The sequence below is a fragment of the Vibrio sp. HM8-C genome (assembly GCF_058630515.1).
Genome location: NZ_JBMMKS010000003.1, coordinates 263836 through 280946 on the forward strand (window position 1 = coordinate 263836; position 17111 = coordinate 280946).

16 protein-coding genes are annotated in these 17111 nt (G+C 42.7%); 7 read left to right on the forward strand and 9 right to left on the reverse strand.

Annotated elements, in window-relative coordinates:
- Positions 1-9 precede the first annotated feature (9 nt).
- Genes ACOSVQ_RS06065 through ACOSVQ_RS06090 form a run of 6 tightly spaced genes read right to left on the reverse strand, consistent with a single transcriptional unit; the run spans position 10 to position 4896 of the window.
- Positions 10-288 carry a DUF2960 domain-containing protein gene (locus tag ACOSVQ_RS06065; RefSeq protein WP_165311401.1) on the reverse strand — a complete coding sequence of 93 codons (279 nt, stop codon included), beginning with the start codon at positions 286-288 and terminating at the stop codon, positions 10-12.
- Between the two features lie 31 nt (positions 289-319).
- On the reverse strand, positions 320-2089 hold the full coding sequence (locus ACOSVQ_RS06070; protein WP_491981639.1) for a bifunctional molybdopterin-guanine dinucleotide biosynthesis adaptor protein MobB/molybdopterin molybdotransferase MoeA: 1770 nt from the start codon (positions 2087-2089) through the stop codon (positions 320-322).
- Entirely contained in the window at positions 2086-2673 is a 588-nt protein-coding gene (gene mobA / locus ACOSVQ_RS06075; protein WP_491981640.1) for a molybdenum cofactor guanylyltransferase MobA, read from the reverse strand. Before mobA ends, ACOSVQ_RS06070 begins: the two co-directional genes overlap by 4 nt.
- Entirely contained in the window at positions 2651-3361 is a 711-nt protein-coding gene (locus tag ACOSVQ_RS06080) for an energy-coupling factor ABC transporter ATP-binding protein (RefSeq protein WP_491981641.1), read from the reverse strand. The genes mobA and ACOSVQ_RS06080 overlap by 23 nt, the downstream gene beginning before the upstream one ends.
- 8 nt (positions 3362-3369) lie before the next feature.
- Entirely contained in the window at positions 3370-4068 is a 699-nt protein-coding gene (locus ACOSVQ_RS06085; protein ID WP_165311397.1) for an ABC transporter permease, read from the reverse strand.
- 9 nt (positions 4069-4077) lie between these two features.
- Positions 4078-4896 (reverse strand): ABC transporter substrate-binding protein, encoded by an 819-nt coding sequence (locus ACOSVQ_RS06090; protein ID WP_491981642.1) that lies wholly within the window; start codon positions 4894-4896, stop codon positions 4078-4080.
- A 260-nt stretch (positions 4897-5156) separates the two neighbouring features.
- On the opposite strand from ACOSVQ_RS06090, the gene ACOSVQ_RS06095 reads away from it, so the two are divergent.
- Together ACOSVQ_RS06095 and ACOSVQ_RS06100 are read left to right on the forward strand one after the other, a co-directional pair.
- Positions 5157-6611 (forward strand): sigma-54-dependent transcriptional regulator, encoded by a 1455-nt coding sequence (locus ACOSVQ_RS06095; protein WP_165311396.1) that lies wholly within the window; start codon positions 5157-5159, stop codon positions 6609-6611.
- The gene (locus ACOSVQ_RS06100) at positions 6601-8631 is read left to right on the forward strand and encodes a sensor histidine kinase (RefSeq protein ID WP_491981643.1); all 2031 of its coding nucleotides are present in this window, start codon (positions 6601-6603) and stop codon (positions 8629-8631) included. The genes ACOSVQ_RS06095 and ACOSVQ_RS06100 overlap by 11 nt, the downstream gene beginning before the upstream one ends.
- 58 nt (positions 8632-8689) lie before the next feature.
- Here the strand turns inward: ACOSVQ_RS06100 and ACOSVQ_RS06105 are convergent, their stop codons facing one another.
- From ACOSVQ_RS06105 to ACOSVQ_RS06115, 3 genes are all read right to left on the reverse strand, one after another.
- Entirely contained in the window at positions 8690-9589 is a 900-nt protein-coding gene (locus tag ACOSVQ_RS06105) for a mechanosensitive ion channel family protein (protein ID WP_491981644.1), read from the reverse strand.
- A gap of 3 nt (positions 9590-9592) precedes the next feature.
- Positions 9593-11941 (reverse strand): AAA family ATPase, encoded by a 2349-nt coding sequence (locus tag ACOSVQ_RS06110; RefSeq protein WP_491981645.1) that lies wholly within the window; start codon positions 11939-11941, stop codon positions 9593-9595.
- A 194-nt stretch (positions 11942-12135) separates the two neighbouring features.
- On the reverse strand, positions 12136-12975 hold the full coding sequence (locus ACOSVQ_RS06115; protein ID WP_491981646.1) for a formate dehydrogenase accessory sulfurtransferase FdhD: 840 nt from the start codon (positions 12973-12975) through the stop codon (positions 12136-12138).
- A 287-nt stretch (positions 12976-13262) separates the two neighbouring features.
- On the opposite strand from ACOSVQ_RS06115, the gene ACOSVQ_RS06120 reads away from it, so the two are divergent.
- The 5 genes from ACOSVQ_RS06120 to ACOSVQ_RS06140 all read left to right on the forward strand — a co-directional run bounded on the left by ACOSVQ_RS06120 (position 13263) and on the right by ACOSVQ_RS06140 (position 17109).
- Positions 13263-13745, forward strand: a complete 483-nt coding sequence (locus ACOSVQ_RS06120; RefSeq protein ID WP_491981647.1) for a DUF3305 domain-containing protein — start codon at positions 13263-13265, stop codon at positions 13743-13745.
- Positions 13735-14364 (forward strand): DUF3306 domain-containing protein, encoded by a 630-nt coding sequence (locus ACOSVQ_RS06125; RefSeq protein ID WP_491981648.1) that lies wholly within the window; start codon positions 13735-13737, stop codon positions 14362-14364. The genes ACOSVQ_RS06120 and ACOSVQ_RS06125 overlap by 11 nt, the downstream gene beginning before the upstream one ends.
- Positions 14365-14560: 196 nt before the next feature.
- Positions 14561-16222, forward strand: coding sequence for a 4Fe-4S binding protein (locus ACOSVQ_RS06130; protein WP_491981649.1), 1662 nt, complete (start codon positions 14561-14563; stop codon positions 16220-16222).
- A 27-nt stretch (positions 16223-16249) separates the two neighbouring features.
- Positions 16250-16846, forward strand: a complete 597-nt coding sequence (locus ACOSVQ_RS06135) for a TorD/DmsD family molecular chaperone (protein ID WP_491981681.1) — start codon at positions 16250-16252, stop codon at positions 16844-16846.
- Positions 16847-16908: 62 nt separating this feature from the next.
- Positions 16909-17109, forward strand: a complete 201-nt coding sequence (locus ACOSVQ_RS06140; RefSeq protein WP_165311387.1) for a twin-arginine translocation signal domain-containing protein — start codon at positions 16909-16911, stop codon at positions 17107-17109.
- Positions 17110-17111 lie beyond the last annotated feature (2 nt).

Consider the following 17111-nt stretch of genomic DNA (forward strand, 5'->3'; position numbering starts at 1 on the left):
AGTTTTTAACTATTTAACTTGTGGCTTTGGTTTTTGTCCAACACCCAAATTCTCTTTAGGTTTAAGAGTAATGATGCCAAAGCCCAATTTCTTGAAATGGTTATCGCGATAGTTGCGAACAGCTTTGGTATCAGAAATTTGCTCTAGCTGCTGTTCCATTTTCAAATAATCAGTTATGTCTATACCCTCAGCTTCTGCTACAGCTTCATGGATGTTTCTGTGCTGTTGGTAAGAGAAAGTCAGCGTTTTCTCTTCATCTTTGTAGGTATAAATAATAGTGCGAGCCATAATTTCTCTCGTTAGCAGCAATTTTCAAACGCTAGATTCTGCCTTGAAGTGGAATGATTGTCACGCTTTCACCGGATTTAACTGTATCTACTGCTGGTGATATTTCGATTAAGCAGTTGGCTTCACTCATTGAACGCAATATTCCAGAGCCTTGTTTTCCCGTCGACTTAACTACTAACTGCCCAAACTGGTTAATGCTGTAGACACCGCGTGTGAACTCAGTCCGACCTTGGCGCGATCGAAGTTCTTCCGTCGCTATAGCATTAACTTTTAACGGTTGCCAATTCAACTCGCCCTGCATTTTACGCAATGCTGGTTCAACAAAATTAATGAATGAAACCATTACCGCCACTGGGTTTCCCGGTAAACCAAAGATAGGTTTATCGTTAATGCTGCCGAATGCGAGCGGGCGACCAGGTCGCATATTGATACGCCAAAACTCAATCGAGCCTAACGATTCGAGTGCTGACTTAATAAAGTCAGCATCTCCAACCGAAACTCCACCTGAGGTGAGTACAACGTCCGCTGATTGTGATGCTTTGTGTAATGCATCAATCATCGCTTGTTCGTTATCTTCTATGATACCAAGGTCAATGATTTCACATCCTAGCTGAGTTAAAAGCCCCATCAATGTGTATCTATTGGAATCAAAGATTCGAGAATCATTGGCAGGAATACCCGGTTCTTGAACTTCATTGCCCGTTGAGAAAATGGCGACTTTCAGTTTTCGAAACACGGGAACGGCATCCATACCTAGTGAAGCAATCATTCCCATTTCTGGAGAATGTAAGCGTTGACCTGTTGCAAAAACACGTTGACCAATTGCCAAATCTTCACCAGCTTGGCGAACATTTTGACCCGCTTTTATTTTTGCGTCACCAAACGTGACTGTTTTCCCAGATACGGTGGCTTGCTCTCGCATGACAACGGTGTCAGCACCTTGTGGAACGGCAGCACCTGTCATGATTTTTACTGCTTGACCTGATTCAACAACTTTCAGATAAGTGTCACCAGCCATAATTTCAGCGACTATTTGATAGTGCTCGCGATTTAGGTCATCACTGCGTATACCAAAGCCATCCATCGCTGAGTTTCTGTAAGTTGGGACATTGACAGGGGATGAAATGTCTTTAGCTAACACTCGGTTATTAATGTTTGCTAGTTCAATTGATTCAACATCTGTTAGGACAGGAACGCGATCAAGAATGGCTTGGCGACCTTGCTCTACTGAAAGAAAAGCTGGAGATAACGTATCACAGCTTCCTGATGTCGGCTTTTCTTTACCAAAATCATTTGCGTAATTAACGACAAACGTGGCAATGCTTTCTAAATCGTTGATGTTGAGTTGAGGGAGATCGGACTCAACGATTTCATCTGCGGCAATTGCAATGATGTTGTTATCGTTTAAGTAGAGCCAAGGCTTGTTAAGTTCACTTCTATGCAATTCAACCTTTGGGAAAGCTATGTTTTTACAGCCTTCAACTAAGATGATGTCGAGTTTTTCACTATCGAAACGACTGAGAAGATAGTTGAACTCCGCTTCTGCCTCTGGCGTTTCCGTCATCAACACGTGTCGATTGCGTGAAGCAATCAGCATTTGGCTGGCTCCGGCTTTTCGTAAGCGATAGCTGTCTTTACCTGGTATATCGACATCAAAATCGTGGTGAGCGTGTTTTAATACACCTAAACGTAAACCTGCTCTGGTAAGCATTGGGATTAGTGCTTCAAGCAGTGTCGTTTTACCTGTACCAGAATATGCGGCAAAGCCTAAAAGAGGCAGATGAGGGCGCTGTGTGTTCATATTTGTAACGCTCCGAATTGGGTCAGTTCACCTGGCGTATTTAAGTTAACAAAACACTGTGGTGAGTCGCTAAAGTCGACGTATTCAGTATGACAGTCGTTGTAAAGCAAGATTATCTTTCTATCCCCACGCTCTAAAAACGCCGTTAGTTTAGGAAGTACACGTTTATGGTAAAGCGTAAAGACTGGCTGAGAATGTTCACCGTCGTGGGCTACGATGATATCGGTTTGTTCGGAAACAGCCTGACAAAAACGCTCCACCAAATCTTCAGAAATCAGTGGGCTATCACACGGGACAAATCCAACCCAGTCTGTTGGCGCATTCAATAATCCGCTGTGAATACCACCCAAAGGTCCAGGGTAACCAGCAAAACTGTCGCTGATAACCGTTCCGTAGTGGCTGTATTGTTCTAGATTACGATTCGCATTGATAAGTATCTGAGATGTTTGTTGTTTCAAACGTTCGATGACATGTTCAATTAGCGGTTTGTTATTAAGCTTAATAAGCCCTTTATCATGTCCACCCATTCGAGTCGCTTGCCCTCCGGCAAGAATGACCCAACTAGTTTGAGAGGGAAGTAACATTGGTACTCTCTTTTTCTGGTTTTACTATGTGTAGCAATGGTGTTTCGATAAGTGTGCAGTCATTTATCCACCATTGTTTCTTGCAAGTTGCAGTCAAGGCGTTGGCTTGATGGCTGGTAATGACAAGGCTAGAGCCTCTGGCTAGCAAGTCCTTCGCCATGATGACCAATCTATCGATGGATTCTTGGTCAAGTGAAGCACTTGGTTCGTCCATCAACAAAATGGAGGGATTTAAAATCCAAGCGCGGGCCATCGCCACTCGCTGTTTTTCTCCACCGGAAAGAACGGAGATATGCTCATCAGCTAACGTTTCTAAGCCAACCATTCGTAGAGCATTGATAACTGTAGAACGTTTTACCTTGGTACTCAGTGATGAAAACTTAATGCCGTAAAGCACATTTTGGTAGACAGTTGCATCAAACAAGTAAGGTGTTTGATGTAAATAGATAACCTGTTGGCGTGCTGATGATTGAAAAACTCGTTGCCACCAAGGTAAAGAGTTAGAAACATTGCCTTTTGAAGGCTTTTGAAGACCTGCCAAGATTTTCAGTAACGTTGTTTTACCGACACCATTGTCTCCTTTGAGATAAATGGCATCGTTTGGTCCTATAGAAAGATGATCGATATGAAATAACACACGATCTTTGAAACGCATTGATAACTGTTGAGCGTTAAGTGTTATCGACATTCTTATCCTTACGTTCTCAAAAAGCCTTTTCCACGCATTGCAGAAAGAGCAAAATTCAAGGCTAGTGCTAGGCATAGTAGCACCATTCCTAATGCAACTCCTTGAGCAAAAGCGCCTTTGTGACTTTCCATAGCTATGGCTGTTGGGATATTTCGGGTCAAGCCCATAATATTTCCACCAACCATCATAGAACAGCCTACTTCAGTAACGATTCGTGAAAAACTCGCAATAACGGCAGCGAGAAGAGGAAATCGGGTTTCCCATATGATAGTGGCTGCAATTCTGGGCGTTGAAGCGCCAAGAGTCATTGCCGTCTCTACTGAACGCCTGTCACTCGACTGCAATGTGCCGTGCATCATAGAGACGAGAATAGGGAAACAAATCATCATCTGACCAATGATCATTGCTTTCTGAGTAAAGAGCAGAGACCAGTTCCCAAGGGGGCCAGAACGAGAAAGAAGCATGTACAGCAACAAACCAATGACGACTGTAGGCACAGCTTGTAGGGTATTTATTACCGACAACAACAGCCATTTCCCTCGAAAGTTACTGTACGCAAGTACGAAGGAAAACAACATCGCGGGGATTAACACCACACAGATAGCAGAAAGAGAGACACTAAAGGAGACCGCAACGATCTCCCATAGTTCAGCATCAAAATTGATCAGTAACGTAAATGCTTCTTGAGTAGTTTGCCAAAGGCTCATACAAGACCGTTATTTGTCAGCGTTAGCAACAAAAAGCTGTTGACCGTTTAGAGTAAAACTGTTGATTTGTTGCTGACCTTCTGCAGAAACTAACCAATCACTGAAGGCCTTGGCACCTTCGTAGTTCGTTGCAGGATAACGCTCTGGGTTGACTAAAATGACTTGGTAAGGGTTGAACAGCTTATCGTCGCCTTCAAAAACAATTTTAAGTTCAAGTTTGTTTTGGTATGCCAGCCAAGTACCGCGGTCAGTCAGAGTATAAGCTTGCATTTCAGACGCCATGTTAAGCGTTGGTCCCATACCTTGACCAACAGACTTGTAACCGCCGAAGTTTGGTTCAATTTTCGTTTGAGCCCAAATACCTAGCTCTTTCTTATGAGTACCTGAATCATCGCCGCGTGAAATGAAAGTCACGCCATCTTTCGCGATGTGGCTAAACGCATCCAGCACATTTTTCTGTTCAGTGACTTTAGCTGGATCATTGTTTGGACCAACCAAAACAAAATCGTTGTACATCAATTTGCGAGGTAGAACGCCAAAACCGCTGTTCACGAAGTCAGCTTCTGATTTAGGAGCATGTGTCATCACTAAATCAACGTCGCCATTTTCGCCCATTTTAAGCGCTTTGCCGGTTCCAGTAGCAATAACATCAACTTTGTAGCCTGCTTCTTTTTCAAAAATAGGCAGCAAATAGTCTAGTAAGCCTGAATGGTACGTACTGGTAGTGGTCGCTAAACGAATACGGTGTGCATCATCTGCACTTGATGCTGAGTAGCTGACTAAAACCAATGACGCCGTTGCAAGAGTAAGAGAAACTTTATTATTCATTATGAAATCCATTTTGATTTTGGGCTGAGCTAATTCATTCACTAACCTTCACTGAGAAAGTTAGCAAAACAGACTCTATAGCAAACTAGATGCCAGATTTAAACCAAGGTTTTTTGTATGGGAAATAGACAATATCATGATTTGTATTAGAAAATTAGGCGATAGCGCACAATTGTAGGGACAAAATGTCTCAGCATAGACACATTGGTAGTATTGTTATGTGAGTCGTTCTGTCCTAATGAGCTATCTTCGAGAAAATCATGACTAATACTATAGACTCCAAACAAGCGCCTTTGTACCAAGCATTTTCAGTCCTTGTCGTCGATGATGAACAGGGAATGCAGACCATTTTAAAAAAGGCACTCACTAAATGGTTTTCTAAAGTTGATTGCGCAAGTTCAGTGGATGAAGCTGAGTCACTACGTAGCGAAAATCACTATGATTTGATTATCCTCGACATCAATTTGCCGGGTAGGTCTGGCATCGAATGGGAAGAAGTCTTCAGCGACGAATATAATAAAGCAGAAGTTATTTTCATGACTGGCTACGCGGATTTGGAAACGGCAATCAGCGCTTTAAAGCTAGGTGCATCCGATTTTATTCTCAAGCCTTTCAACCTCGAACAAATGATGCAAGCCGTTAAGCGCTGTATGGATAAATGCTTAAATGAGCGTATGCAATATGCGCTCAAACATGATTTCGAACGCCATACAACCAGTCAGATCATTGGCCAGTCAGAGAAAACCAAGCAACTGAAACAGCTTATCGTGCAGTTTTCTCCTTCTCGAGCTTCTGTATTAATTGAAGGTGAATCCGGGACAGGAAAAGAATTGGTGGCACGAGGAATACATGAAGCGAGTGGGCGTAAAGGACCATTTGTTCCAGTGAACTGCGGAGCTATTGCGCCTGAACTATTAGAAAGTGAGTTGTTTGGACACACTTCTGGAGCCTTCACCGGAGCGAAGAAAAGTCGTGAAGGTTTATTTCGAGTTGCAAATGGTGGAACTTTGTTTCTGGATGAAATAGGCGAAATGCCATTAACCATGCAATCATCATTGCTGCGAGTATTGGAGCAGCGCGCTATCCGTCCTGTAGGATCTGAAAAAGAAATTAACGTTGACGTGCGTATCGTTGCTGCAACGAACCGCAATTTGCAAAAAGAAGTGGAACAAGGACGTTTTCGCAGTGATCTTTACTATCGTTTAAACGTTCTTAAAATTGATGTCACCCCCTTACGTGACCGTAAAAGTGATTTAAGGGAGCTAGTGCCGTTTTTTACTCAGAAACTGTGTAAAGAGCTGGCTATGCCACTACCAAAATGGGCTCACGAAGATGTGAGTGCAATGAACGACTACAATTGGCCAGGCAATATTCGAGAACTCAAAAACCTGATTGAACGTTGTATTTTGCTCGGTAAACCACCAGCACATTACTGGCGTGAGATTAGTGGTATACCGCATCCTACTAATATTTCAGTGACATTGTCACATGTGGCAGGCGTGCCAGAGTATATAGAAACAAGGGATCGAGAGCCTGCAACAGGTTATCCCAACGCTTGGACGCTCAAAGATGTCGAACGCGCACACATTGAACAATTAGTTGAGTTTCATGACGGCAATAAGTCTGCAGCGGCACGAGATTTGGGCGTCGCAAGAAAAACACTAGAACGTAAATATAAAGAGTGGGAAAGCGAAGGATCTGAAAATGTGGAATGATTTTCCGTTGTGGCGCAAATGGAAAAACCGATTCCAAACTATGGTTCGTTATCGTTTATTGATTCTTACATCTGTACCGATTGGCTTCACGTTACTCGCACTGATCGGCATTTCAGTATACTGGTCGCTACATTACACATGGCAAAGCACACTGATTGATGTGGCGGAGCGTCTTGGTGTTGCAAATCGTTCTATTGCAATGCAGCAGGATAACCAAGCCAACCGAATCCAAGCGCTTGCAGACTCTTATGAGTTTAGAATCAGGCTTAAAAACCAACCTTTTCATGATGTTGAACTGTGGGTCAATAATCAGAGGGAACGGTATAAGCTTGATTTCTTAACGTTCCAAACTATTGATAGCTCTCAAGAGAGAGAGAATTATCTCACTCTGAGCGAGAAACAGGCGTTTTTTGACGTTCTTGAAGCAAGTGAACTGAATCGACTCTCATCAGATCTTGCGCTAAGGGCAAAGGTCAAACAACTGGCTGAAGAATCCTATGAAAGTCGGGGCTTTGTGAGTCGAACAGTGGTTGCTGTAAAGGATGAAGACCAACAACTTGTTGGATTTCTAGATGGTGGTTTGTTGCTAAACAACAGTACGGCTTTAATTGATGAGATCCGCGACATTGTTTATCCATTTGCGCACGATAAACTCAGACCCGTTGGGACTTTAACCCTATTTTTGGATGATTTACGCGTCAGTACCAACGTACCACTTAATAGTGATGAAAGAGAAGGGCGTGCAATTGGCACAAAGGTTTCCAACGAAGTTAAGCAAGCGGTTTTAGGGCATGGCGAAGATTGGATAGACAGAGCCTATGTTTACGATGCTTGGTATATCACTGCGTATCAGCCAATCAGAGATCATAACCAGCAGGTCATAGGTATGCTTTACACCGGTTATTTAATGTGGCCATTTGTTAAAACCTACCTTACTAACATTTTAGAAATTGCAGTCACAACGTTAGTTTTACTCGCGGTATCAAGTTTGTTTGTTTATCGCGGGTCACGTGATTTGTTCCGTCCAATTGAACGTATCCATAGGGTAGTCAAACTTGTTCAATTAGGTAAAAACCAACGAATCGGAAAAATAGGCTTGGATGAAAAGCATGAGCTTGCACAGTTGGCTAAGCAGTTCGACAACATGCTCGATCTCCTTCAGCAGCGTAACAATGAAATTCAAAATGCTGCCAATGAACTGGAAGAGAAAGTCCAATCACGTACGACTAAGTTAAGAGAAAAAACCGAACAGCTAGAACACCATATCGAACTGCTTCATACCACAAGAGATAAACTTATCGTTCATGAGAAACTGGCTGCTCTTGGTGAGTTGACCGCGGGGATTGCACACGAAATTAATAACCCAACAGCGGTGATCCTCGGTAATACCGAACTCATTCAATTTGAACTAGGTGCGGATGGCGCGAGAGTGGAAGAGGAGATTCAAGCCATTCTCGAACAGGTAGACAGAATTCGAAATATTACGCGTAGTTTGCTTCAGTACAGTAGACAAGGCGGTGTGCAGGATGAAATTACGTGGCAACATGTCAATCCAATTATTGAAGAGAGTATTACGCTGGTAAAAACCGGAGCGAAGAAGCGAGATATCGATTTCGTAGTTGATCTTAAAGCTCGTACCTCTGTCGAAGTGAATCGTCATCTTCTGTTGCAAATACTGGTCAACTTACAGATGAATGCGATACATGCGATGAACGGCAAAGGAAAACTGACAATACAGAGTAAAGATTGGTATGAAGAAGACCGTTGTGCAGGTGCCATTATCATGATTGAAGATGAAGGGTGCGGTATTAAACCAGAAAACCTGAAACGTATATTTGATCCCTTCTATACCACTAAACGAGATGGCACAGGGTTAGGACTTTCAGTTTCCCAAAGCATGCTCAGCCAAACTGGTGGTGAAATTCGCGTACAATCGGAGGTTGGTAAGGGCAGTGTGTTCAGTGTCTTTTTACCAGTTAAAGCAGAAACAGATGTCATCATTGCCAAATCAGCCTCCTGATGTTTCAAACGGCCAAATAAAAAGACCTCCTAATGGAGGTCTTTTTATTTGAGCAGAATTATTGAGTATGAATCGCAATTTTTGGTGGCTTAATACCATGCTGTTTGAACTCGTCCATAACTCGCAAAGTAATATCGGTTTCAAACAATTTTTCGTACGCAGTATCAACCACATACGCTTTGCAAGTTAACTGAACAGCCAGATAGTTATCGGTTATGGTTTGCTTAACCAGTACAGCAACAGGTTTGGGAAGATGAATGTAACGGCTTGAGGATGCTGCTTCTTGAATCAAATTGCGCGCTAATACAATGTCTTCATCCATGCCCACATAGAAAGGTATCACCACCTGCATATCAAGTGCACCATAGTTACCGCTGACTGCAACTTCGTTTAAGAACTTGTTATTTGGGATTGTAATGATGTCATCGGATAACGTTCGCATGCGAACAGACCGTAAACCAATGGTAATAATATCGCCATAATGCCCCTCAAAGGTGACGCGGTCACCTACCTGAAATGGGCGATCAATCATCACTGTCATACCGGCGATAAATGAAGCAGCTAAGTCCTTAAGAGCGAAACCGATAGAAACCGCTAGCGTACCGCCAATCAGTGCGAGAATCTGATCGTTAATTCTAAAGCTGAGAACAAACACAACTACACCGGCAGTCATATAAATGAAAAACTGGAGGAAGGATTGCAGTTTCTGCAGCAGCATTCGATATTGTGCGAATTGACTGCCTACCGTATCGACAAGCGAACTCATGAATTTGAGCAGTAACCAAGTGCCCGCAATGATAAGAATGGAGAAGAACACACCGCTCCATCGAACTAAACTGGCGATCTGTTGGAAGCTCTCTGCATTGACAGATTCTTCCGCTGCATACGTTGGCCATGTTAGACCCAATAAAGCGATTGAAATTAAACGAGATAATAGATGCGTAGTACTTTTCTTCATTGTTTATTTCACCAGTAGATGTTGGCGATCAAGAACGTTGGTAATGGTGCGATACCAGTGATCAGAAACTCGAGCTTTGTCTTCTGCCCATTCAAGATATCCACGGCTTTGGAAATAGCGCACGATACCAATCACTTCAGCAATACTTAGCTGAGTACATTTAGACAACTCTTCACTTGATGCCACTTCAAGTTGCACAATAGAACGCAATACGGCGAGCATTGGTTTTGGCATTTGTTCGAGGTCTTGGGAGTCAGGAACATGGAATAAACTGACATTCACAACACCAGTTTCTTTATTGCGATTCAATGAGCGACGGAAGAAACGCAATGCGACGGTAGGGTTACCATCCGAATAGTGCCAAAGTATGCGGTAGAAGCCTTGCTTTGCACGCTCGTCATCGCTGGAATCATCTTGATCCCACTGGCGTGGAACAACGAGGCCATCAAAACAGACCGGAGATTCGATATCGCGGTTGATACGGCTATCTAGCAGCGCTTGCATCTGCTTCTCATTCCAGCGAGGTAGAACCGTCACCCAGTCAAACAGCAAGCGTTCACCGCGTGCTCTATCAACAAATCGCCAGTTCGATTTTTCAATAGCCATGATGACTCGATGATTTTTCTTAGAGCGACGAAGTAAATTCGTTAACTTCATCAAACTGTTTAAGCCACCAACCATCGGCTTCACGAGACGTTGGGCGTTATCAATTGCGATGAGATATGTTTGTTCACTCTTGCGTAAATGGGAGAGTATTTGTATCTCAGATGCGTCGTCTTCTAGCCCCAAACTTAACGCAAGTAATTCTAGCAATTCGGCATAGCCTGAATATGGACAGTTTAGATACAAAGGCTCTGCGTTTTTCACTTTGTGTAGCAAGGTATATAGCAGCGTTGTTGTTCCGATACCTCGTTCACCTGTTACAACGCAGATAGCAGGGCTGTCTGTCATTAGATATCGAGATAACTGCTTAATCTCATCGGTAGCGTAATCAATCAGTTCACTGTCGATTGAACCTGGCAATATGTATTCAAACGCCTCGTTGCCTTTAATCCGAACGTGGTTGTGGTCTGAAGCAATACTCTCATTCTGTTTAGCCACTTCTATTCTAAATAAATACGCGAGCGCCTGACTAAAGAAAGTGTAGTTGGATAATGCAGCAATCAGCCGGTATTGCAATGTGTGCATTAATAACCATGCAAGAGTGATTGTGGTTGCAAAAACTCTTACTGCGAACGCATCTTTTTTACTGATGGTCCAATTAACCCACAGAGGCCTGTCGGAGGCTTTTTCTGCGTACGCGAAGATACGCTCACGCCAGAGGTTGAGTACTGAGACAATCATGACAAAGAACCATGCGTACATAGTGTTTAGAATCCAGTAATAGATAGTTCCCTTACCCAAAGTGCGCATGGATAGCTGCAGGATTACGCCTGTAATAATCACAGTCCAAACAATACGGCGAATAGTGCTGAGTCTTAAGGCCATTAACGTTTTGTTCGACGTATGGCTGGTTCGATAAGTAAATTCAAGAATCAAGCTAACCGCGATTGATCCGCCCCAAATCCACCAAATAAATATTTCAAGAAAAACAAGGTGTTGAAGACTCTTTATCTCAGCCAGCACTTGAAGTGAAAACGTTATGGCAATTAGCCAAGCAATTGCTTTGTTTGCTTTGCTGGCATACCAAATGATCCTCGCCCAAAGGGACGGCTCAGATTTGTCTTTTAGATAGGTGTTTCTAAACAGTTCAATTAGGCGACGACTGTGGCGTAGCCACCAAACCAAAAGAAAATAGATAAACAACACCTTACACACAGACCAAATGAAGGGCACTGGTGATATCAACAAGTCTTCAAATAGTGACTTGAAGCTTCTAATTTGAAAGAAGAACAGGTATTCAACGTTGAGTTGAGCCAACTTCCATTCTTGTTTGAATTGGGTGACACCCGTCGGACCAAAGCCAGTAATTTCAGCACGAGTGAGTTCGTCGGCTGAGCGTAACAGATGTTGTTTTGATTGAGTTAAGCTTACTTGAGTGAGGTAGCTCTGTTCCAAGTTAAACCAGTTAAAGTCATCGTTCTGATTTCGATAAGCAATCAGAGCCTGAGAGAAGTCACTGATGTTCTTCGATTGAAGAGATAGTGTTGTATGAAGCAGATTAGAAACGACCAGATACTCTCTTTGCGTCATAAAGAGCGAATCTGGAAGTTTTTTTATCTGTTGTTCAATTTCTAAAGCGCTGTTATTTGCTTTGGGAGTTGTGCTGATATCATCAGTATCCCATTCAGCATGAGCAATCTGCCCACTGACTAGCCAAAATATCAAGAAAAGACGTAACAAGTTTTGCATATGCGTTATCGTTTAAGTAAGCCATTGATTTCATAAAACAGTGTAGATCGTATATCGGGTTTTAGATACAGGAACACAGAGTAAAAAATGCAATCAAAATAACGCTGTATCAAATCTGATACGCCCTTGTATATAAGGTTGTATAAAGAGTTTTTACTTATTTGAGTGACTTATTTTGTGAGCGATTGAATCCATCACTCAGATTCATCTGCCAAATGGCCTTTAACATCAAATTCTATTTTCTCCACACCGCTATACACTTGAAAACGACGACCTTTAGCTCGTGCAATGGTGGTTATGCCAAATTGATGTGCCAACTCTAATCCCATTTGTGTCACACCAGAGCGTGATAACAAAACGGGAATACCCATTTGAGCAACTTTGATGACCATTTCTGAAGTTAATCGCCCTGTGGTATAGAAAATCTTGTCGTCTCCAGTCTCTCCGTTAAGCCACATTTCACCCGCTAAAGTATCTACCGCATTATGGCGGCCGACATCTTCGACGAAAGAAAGCACTTCATGACCTTGGCACACCGCACAACCATGAACTGCGCCAGCGGCTTTATAGGTGTCGTTATGATGGGTGAGAGCTTCAAGCGCATCGTAAATTGCCGATTGCTTAATCGGAGACTGTGGAACCTTATAGCCTTCGAGCTGTTTCATCACATTGCCATACATGGTTCCCTGTCCGCACCCTGAAGTAACGGTTTTTTTCTTCAACGCAGGTTCTAAATGCTCAAGAGACTCTTTGGTAATGATGACAGCACTATTGGTTTCCCAATCAATAATGACTGATTCAAGTGCTTCAGGATCGTTGAGAAAACTTTGGTTCTTCAAATACCCGAGTACCAAGGCTTCTGGTCGAGAGCCTAATGTCATTAAGGTGACTATCTCTTTCCAGTTAAGCATGACAGTTAAAGGACGTTCGCATGCAATAGATTTAGTTAGACGTTCACCGTATTCGTCGAATACGTCAACTTCGATAGTTTGAAGTGGGTTTTCACTGGTTTTTATGATTTTTGGTTTTGCCACGTGATATTCCTGATGGAGTGTTGATGCATTAAACAAATTAATAGGCACTGAAATTAATAGGCACTGATCGATAAACAAGTTAGAAACAGCAATTTCTATTCCACCGCTTATCAGTGACTTGAACCGATTAGGACATTTTCATCATTTAAGCGCAAATTAATGCGACATTTAACCCATGACATTCGCAAAATACCAACTAGGCTTGAGTCAATGGCTCAATATTTGCTTTATGTCACTTTAAACAACTATATAAACATAAACCAAAACAAGAATTGATTAGGTTTCCTATGTCAGAAAAACAAGTACAAGCTCAGCCTCTTGTAGCAAACCAACCTAAGGCAAAAACAGAAAACAGTTGGCCGATAAATTGTCGCCTCAAAGAACATGAAATCACGGCAGGGATGTGGGTAACCACACAATGGCAATTGCTTGGATTTGACCTAGTTACGGATGAGAGTTCAGAGCACGTTGCTACTCTAGAGCTCTATCGGGATGAACGCACAGACTACCGATTTAATCTCAGTTCTCAAAGTCCAAAACTGTTTCTAATCTTAGAACAACCGGAAGACGGTGAAACACCGAAAATTATCCGCTTAATCGCATCACAAAGCGTGGCTGGTCAGTATATGGATGGAGAATACTTGGTGCTATCCAATGACATGCCATTACCCGTTCAAGCATGGATGGAAGCCTTCATCGGTAGACACGGAGAACTGTTAGAAATTCGTGGTAAGAAGCGCAAAGGCGCGGGGAGGTCTAGTGGTCAATGATTCATTCTTAACGCGTTGGTCCAAGCGCAAGCTGGAAAGTGAGAAAGAGGATTCTGTCTCTCAAGCGGCTGATAAGAAAGCGATTGAAACACAATACGTTAATAACGATTCAGAAACAGCTAAGGAAAATGTTTGTCTTGGGAATTCGCCAGTAGAGACAATGGATTCCCGTTCAGCAAGTGAAACTGCCAGCAACTTAGCCCATCAGGCCGACAGCGGTTCTAATAGTCCTAAAGAGGCTCAAACACTTGCTTCTTTACTCACCTCCGAAGCTGATAAAGAAATCAAAAAGGCTGCTCTGCGTAAATTGTTTTTAGGTGGAGAGTTTAGCGAAGTGTGTCGAATGAATGATTACGCACAAGATTTCAGTTCAATCAAACCTCTTTCTCCGGAAGTAGCGCAGACACTAAGAGGATGGTTGAAGGAGTCGACTGAAAACTCAGAGCAACAAGGTGAATTGTTGACTGAAAACCAGCCAGCTATGGATGAGATTATTGATGGATCAACAGTTTCAGAAACAGATTTGGACTCGTTAGACCAAGCCGATTCGATAGTAAACGAGGTAGAGCCTTTGGCCGAGCATTCTCAATTCGAAGGTGAGACAAAAAATACCATATAAATCATAGGTACATTTTGACTAAACGATAAATAAGCATGTGAGACAATTTGTCTCATAACATGGATACACCCTTACTTAGCTTAGTGTTATCTACGTATATTGTTGTAATTGTTGAATAAATTTGTTGGAACACTATTTGCTAATATAGGTTCATATCCAGATAAAAAGTGTGTGGATAAACACTGGAAGCGAGCAAATGCTAAAACAATACTTACAACAATCGACTTCGCAAAATGGAATCGCGCGGTATTCTGCCATTGAAAATACCGTCGAACTAGCAAACCTTATTCCTCCAACCGTGAGTTACGAAACCTCTGGAGATACATTGATTATCGGGCCAACAAGCCTAATCGAACGTATCGCAGAGCAATTATCACAAGTTCAATCTATCTCTTTGCTTTCCGTTGATGGAGAAAAAGGCAAAGAACCGAATGTCTACTTTGCAGATAGTATTCAAATTAGCGGCTATCTCGGTGCTTTTGATGTTCAAATACAAAATCATGGTGTCTCAACCTCGCTATCTAAAGTAGCTATTGGTAAAGACTCGTTCGATATTATCCTCGATATGTCTTTGAACGGTGTGATGACTGAAGAAGTCCCTGTTCCCGGATATTTTCCTGTCGGACGTGGCTATCCCAAATTGGCTGATGCATTAGAGCAAATCCCAAACTTGGTCGGTACATTTGATAAACCGAAGTTTTTCAGACTGGATACCGATTTGTGTGCGCACAGTTCACGCGGTGTAAAAGGCTGTGAACGTTGTGTAGATGCCTGTCCAGCCGGCGCATTATCAAGTGAAGGTTCGGATAAAACCGGCCATAGAATCGAGATAAATCCTTATCTATGTCAAGGCGTTGGTACATGTGCGACAGCTTGTCCCACGGAAGCTATTCACTACGCGTTACCTACACCAAAAGAGACACAAAAGTTCATTGAACGTTTGTTGAGAAACTATTTTAAGGCTGGTGGCGAAAAACCGATTGTTCTTATCTGTAGTTCGGAACATGAAATTCATAATTTAATGGCGCTGAAAGTCCTACCAGAAAATGTTATTCCAGTTACGGTAGAAGAACTGCCATCGGTGGGAATAGATACTTGGTTTGCCGCATTAACGAATGGTGCAACACAAGTGCTATTTGCCGCAAGTCGTCGTATGCCCAAAACGATTCAACGTGTTCTTGAACAAGAGGTTGCGACAGCTCAAACATTGCTGTCGCAATTAGGATTAACTAAAGAGACTATTAACATCCTTTATTTGGAAACGCTTCGTGAAGGAGCTCCAAATTTAGTTACTGAAGATCTACAACTTCGTCTGGGCGAGTTAGAAGGCAATAAACGTACACGTTTGTTTACGTCACTTGATGCGCTCGCCCAACAATTCAATATTGCTCAAGTTGCTCAGCCACTGGAAGCCTCTTCAGTGTATGGAGCGATAGAGTGTTCGACTAAAGATTGCACCTTATGTATGGGGTGCGTTGCAGTTTGTCCAACTCGCGCCCTTCATCATGATGGAGACATTCCCGGAATTAAGTTTGTTGAACAAGATTGTGTTCAATGCGGACTATGTATCAAAGCTTGTCCTGAAAATGCGCTTACAAGCGTTCAGCAAATGAACTGGAATAAAGTTGCGCGTCAATCTGCGGTCACACTCCATCAAGAAGAGCCAGCAAAGTGTCTTCGATGTCATAAACCTTTCGCCCCACAATCGATGATAACAATGCTGCAGAATAAGTTACAAGGTCACTCGCACTTTGCTACACCTGAAGCCTTGAACCGTATTGCTATGTGTGAAGACTGCCGAGTGATCGATGTGTTCGAGTCAATGGCTAACGATCCAGAACAACAGTTGAGATATTAGGAGTAGAGAATGGAACAGCAACAATCAATGCGCTCAGATATCTATTTATTGTTAGCAGCTTTGTTCAGACAACCGCCGACAAAAGAACTTTTGGAATTTCTTTCAGATTTAGAGTTTGAAGTTAACGGCACACCAATGGCTCAAGCGTGGTCTGAGTTATCGATAGCATCAGCGAAAATCAATCTTGAAGCGGTCGAGGATGAATATCACGAATTATTCATTGGAATTGGCCGTGGGGAAGTTGTGCCGTTTGCATCTTGGCATCTAACCGGTTCATTGATGGAAAAGCCGCTTGCAGATATTCGTTTAGATCTCAGCCAACTCGGTCTTGAGCGTAGTGAGAATGTAAAAGAGCCAGAAGATCACATAGCTGCGCTTTGCGAAACCATGGCTTATTTATGTGAACAAACCGAATCGGCACAGAAATCGTTTTTCAATAGTCATTTAGCGCCATGGTATGAGCGACTTGTCACTCAAATTGCCGATGCGCAACACACCAGTTATTACCATGCTGTCGCCAAATTAATGGATGCATTTTTGTCTTTAGAAAAAGTGTCTTTTACTGAGGCGAAGGTAAGTAAACGCAATACTCACAAAATAGAAGTAAAGAACCTGACTGAATAAGTGCCTACGCACCTTCAGACTTACCTTGTTGGCAACAGCAGGGACGAGATAAGGAAGCAATGATGAAAAAACAACAACAAGACATCGACACAAGCAGACGTGACCTGCTCAAAGGACTTGGAACTGCCGCGGTAGCGGGTGCTGTAGGAGCAACCGTTTCACAAAGTGTCAGTGCACAAGAGCCATCTTTAACTGTACCTACAACAAAGAAAGACGGTTATCACGAGACTCAACACATTCGTGATTACTACGACACGCTATAGGA

Coding starts and splice junctions, on each gene's coding strand:
- ACOSVQ_RS06065 (WP_165311401.1), bottom strand. CDS start 288: ATGGCTCGCACTATTATTTATACCTACAAAGATGAAGAGAAAACGCTG.
- ACOSVQ_RS06070 (WP_491981639.1), bottom strand. CDS start 2,089: ATGAACACACAGCGCCCTCATCTGCCTCTTTTAGGCTTTGCCGCATAT.
- mobA (WP_491981640.1), bottom strand. CDS start 2,673: ATGTTACTTCCCTCTCAAACTAGTTGGGTCATTCTTGCCGGAGGGCAA.
- ACOSVQ_RS06080 (WP_491981641.1), bottom strand. CDS start 3,361: ATGTCGATAACACTTAACGCTCAACAGTTATCAATGCGTTTCAAAGAT.
- ACOSVQ_RS06085 (WP_165311397.1), bottom strand. CDS start 4,068: ATGAGCCTTTGGCAAACTACTCAAGAAGCATTTACGTTACTGATCAAT.
- ACOSVQ_RS06090 (WP_491981642.1), bottom strand. CDS start 4,896: ATGAATAATAAAGTTTCTCTTACTCTTGCAACGGCGTCATTGGTTTTA.
- ACOSVQ_RS06095 (WP_165311396.1), top strand. CDS start 5,157: ATGACTAATACTATAGACTCCAAACAAGCGCCTTTGTACCAAGCATTT.
- ACOSVQ_RS06100 (WP_491981643.1), top strand. CDS start 6,601: ATGTGGAATGATTTTCCGTTGTGGCGCAAATGGAAAAACCGATTCCAA.
- ACOSVQ_RS06105 (WP_491981644.1), bottom strand. CDS start 9,589: ATGAAGAAAAGTACTACGCATCTATTATCTCGTTTAATTTCAATCGCT.
- ACOSVQ_RS06110 (WP_491981645.1), bottom strand. CDS start 11,941: ATGCAAAACTTGTTACGTCTTTTCTTGATATTTTGGCTAGTCAGTGGG.
- ACOSVQ_RS06120 (WP_491981647.1), top strand. CDS start 13,263: ATGTCAGAAAAACAAGTACAAGCTCAGCCTCTTGTAGCAAACCAACCT.
- ACOSVQ_RS06130 (WP_491981649.1), top strand. CDS start 14,561: ATGCTAAAACAATACTTACAACAATCGACTTCGCAAAATGGAATCGCG.
- ACOSVQ_RS06135 (WP_491981681.1), top strand. CDS start 16,250: ATGCGCTCAGATATCTATTTATTGTTAGCAGCTTTGTTCAGACAACCG.
- ACOSVQ_RS06140 (WP_165311387.1), top strand. CDS start 16,909: ATGAAAAAACAACAACAAGACATCGACACAAGCAGACGTGACCTGCTC.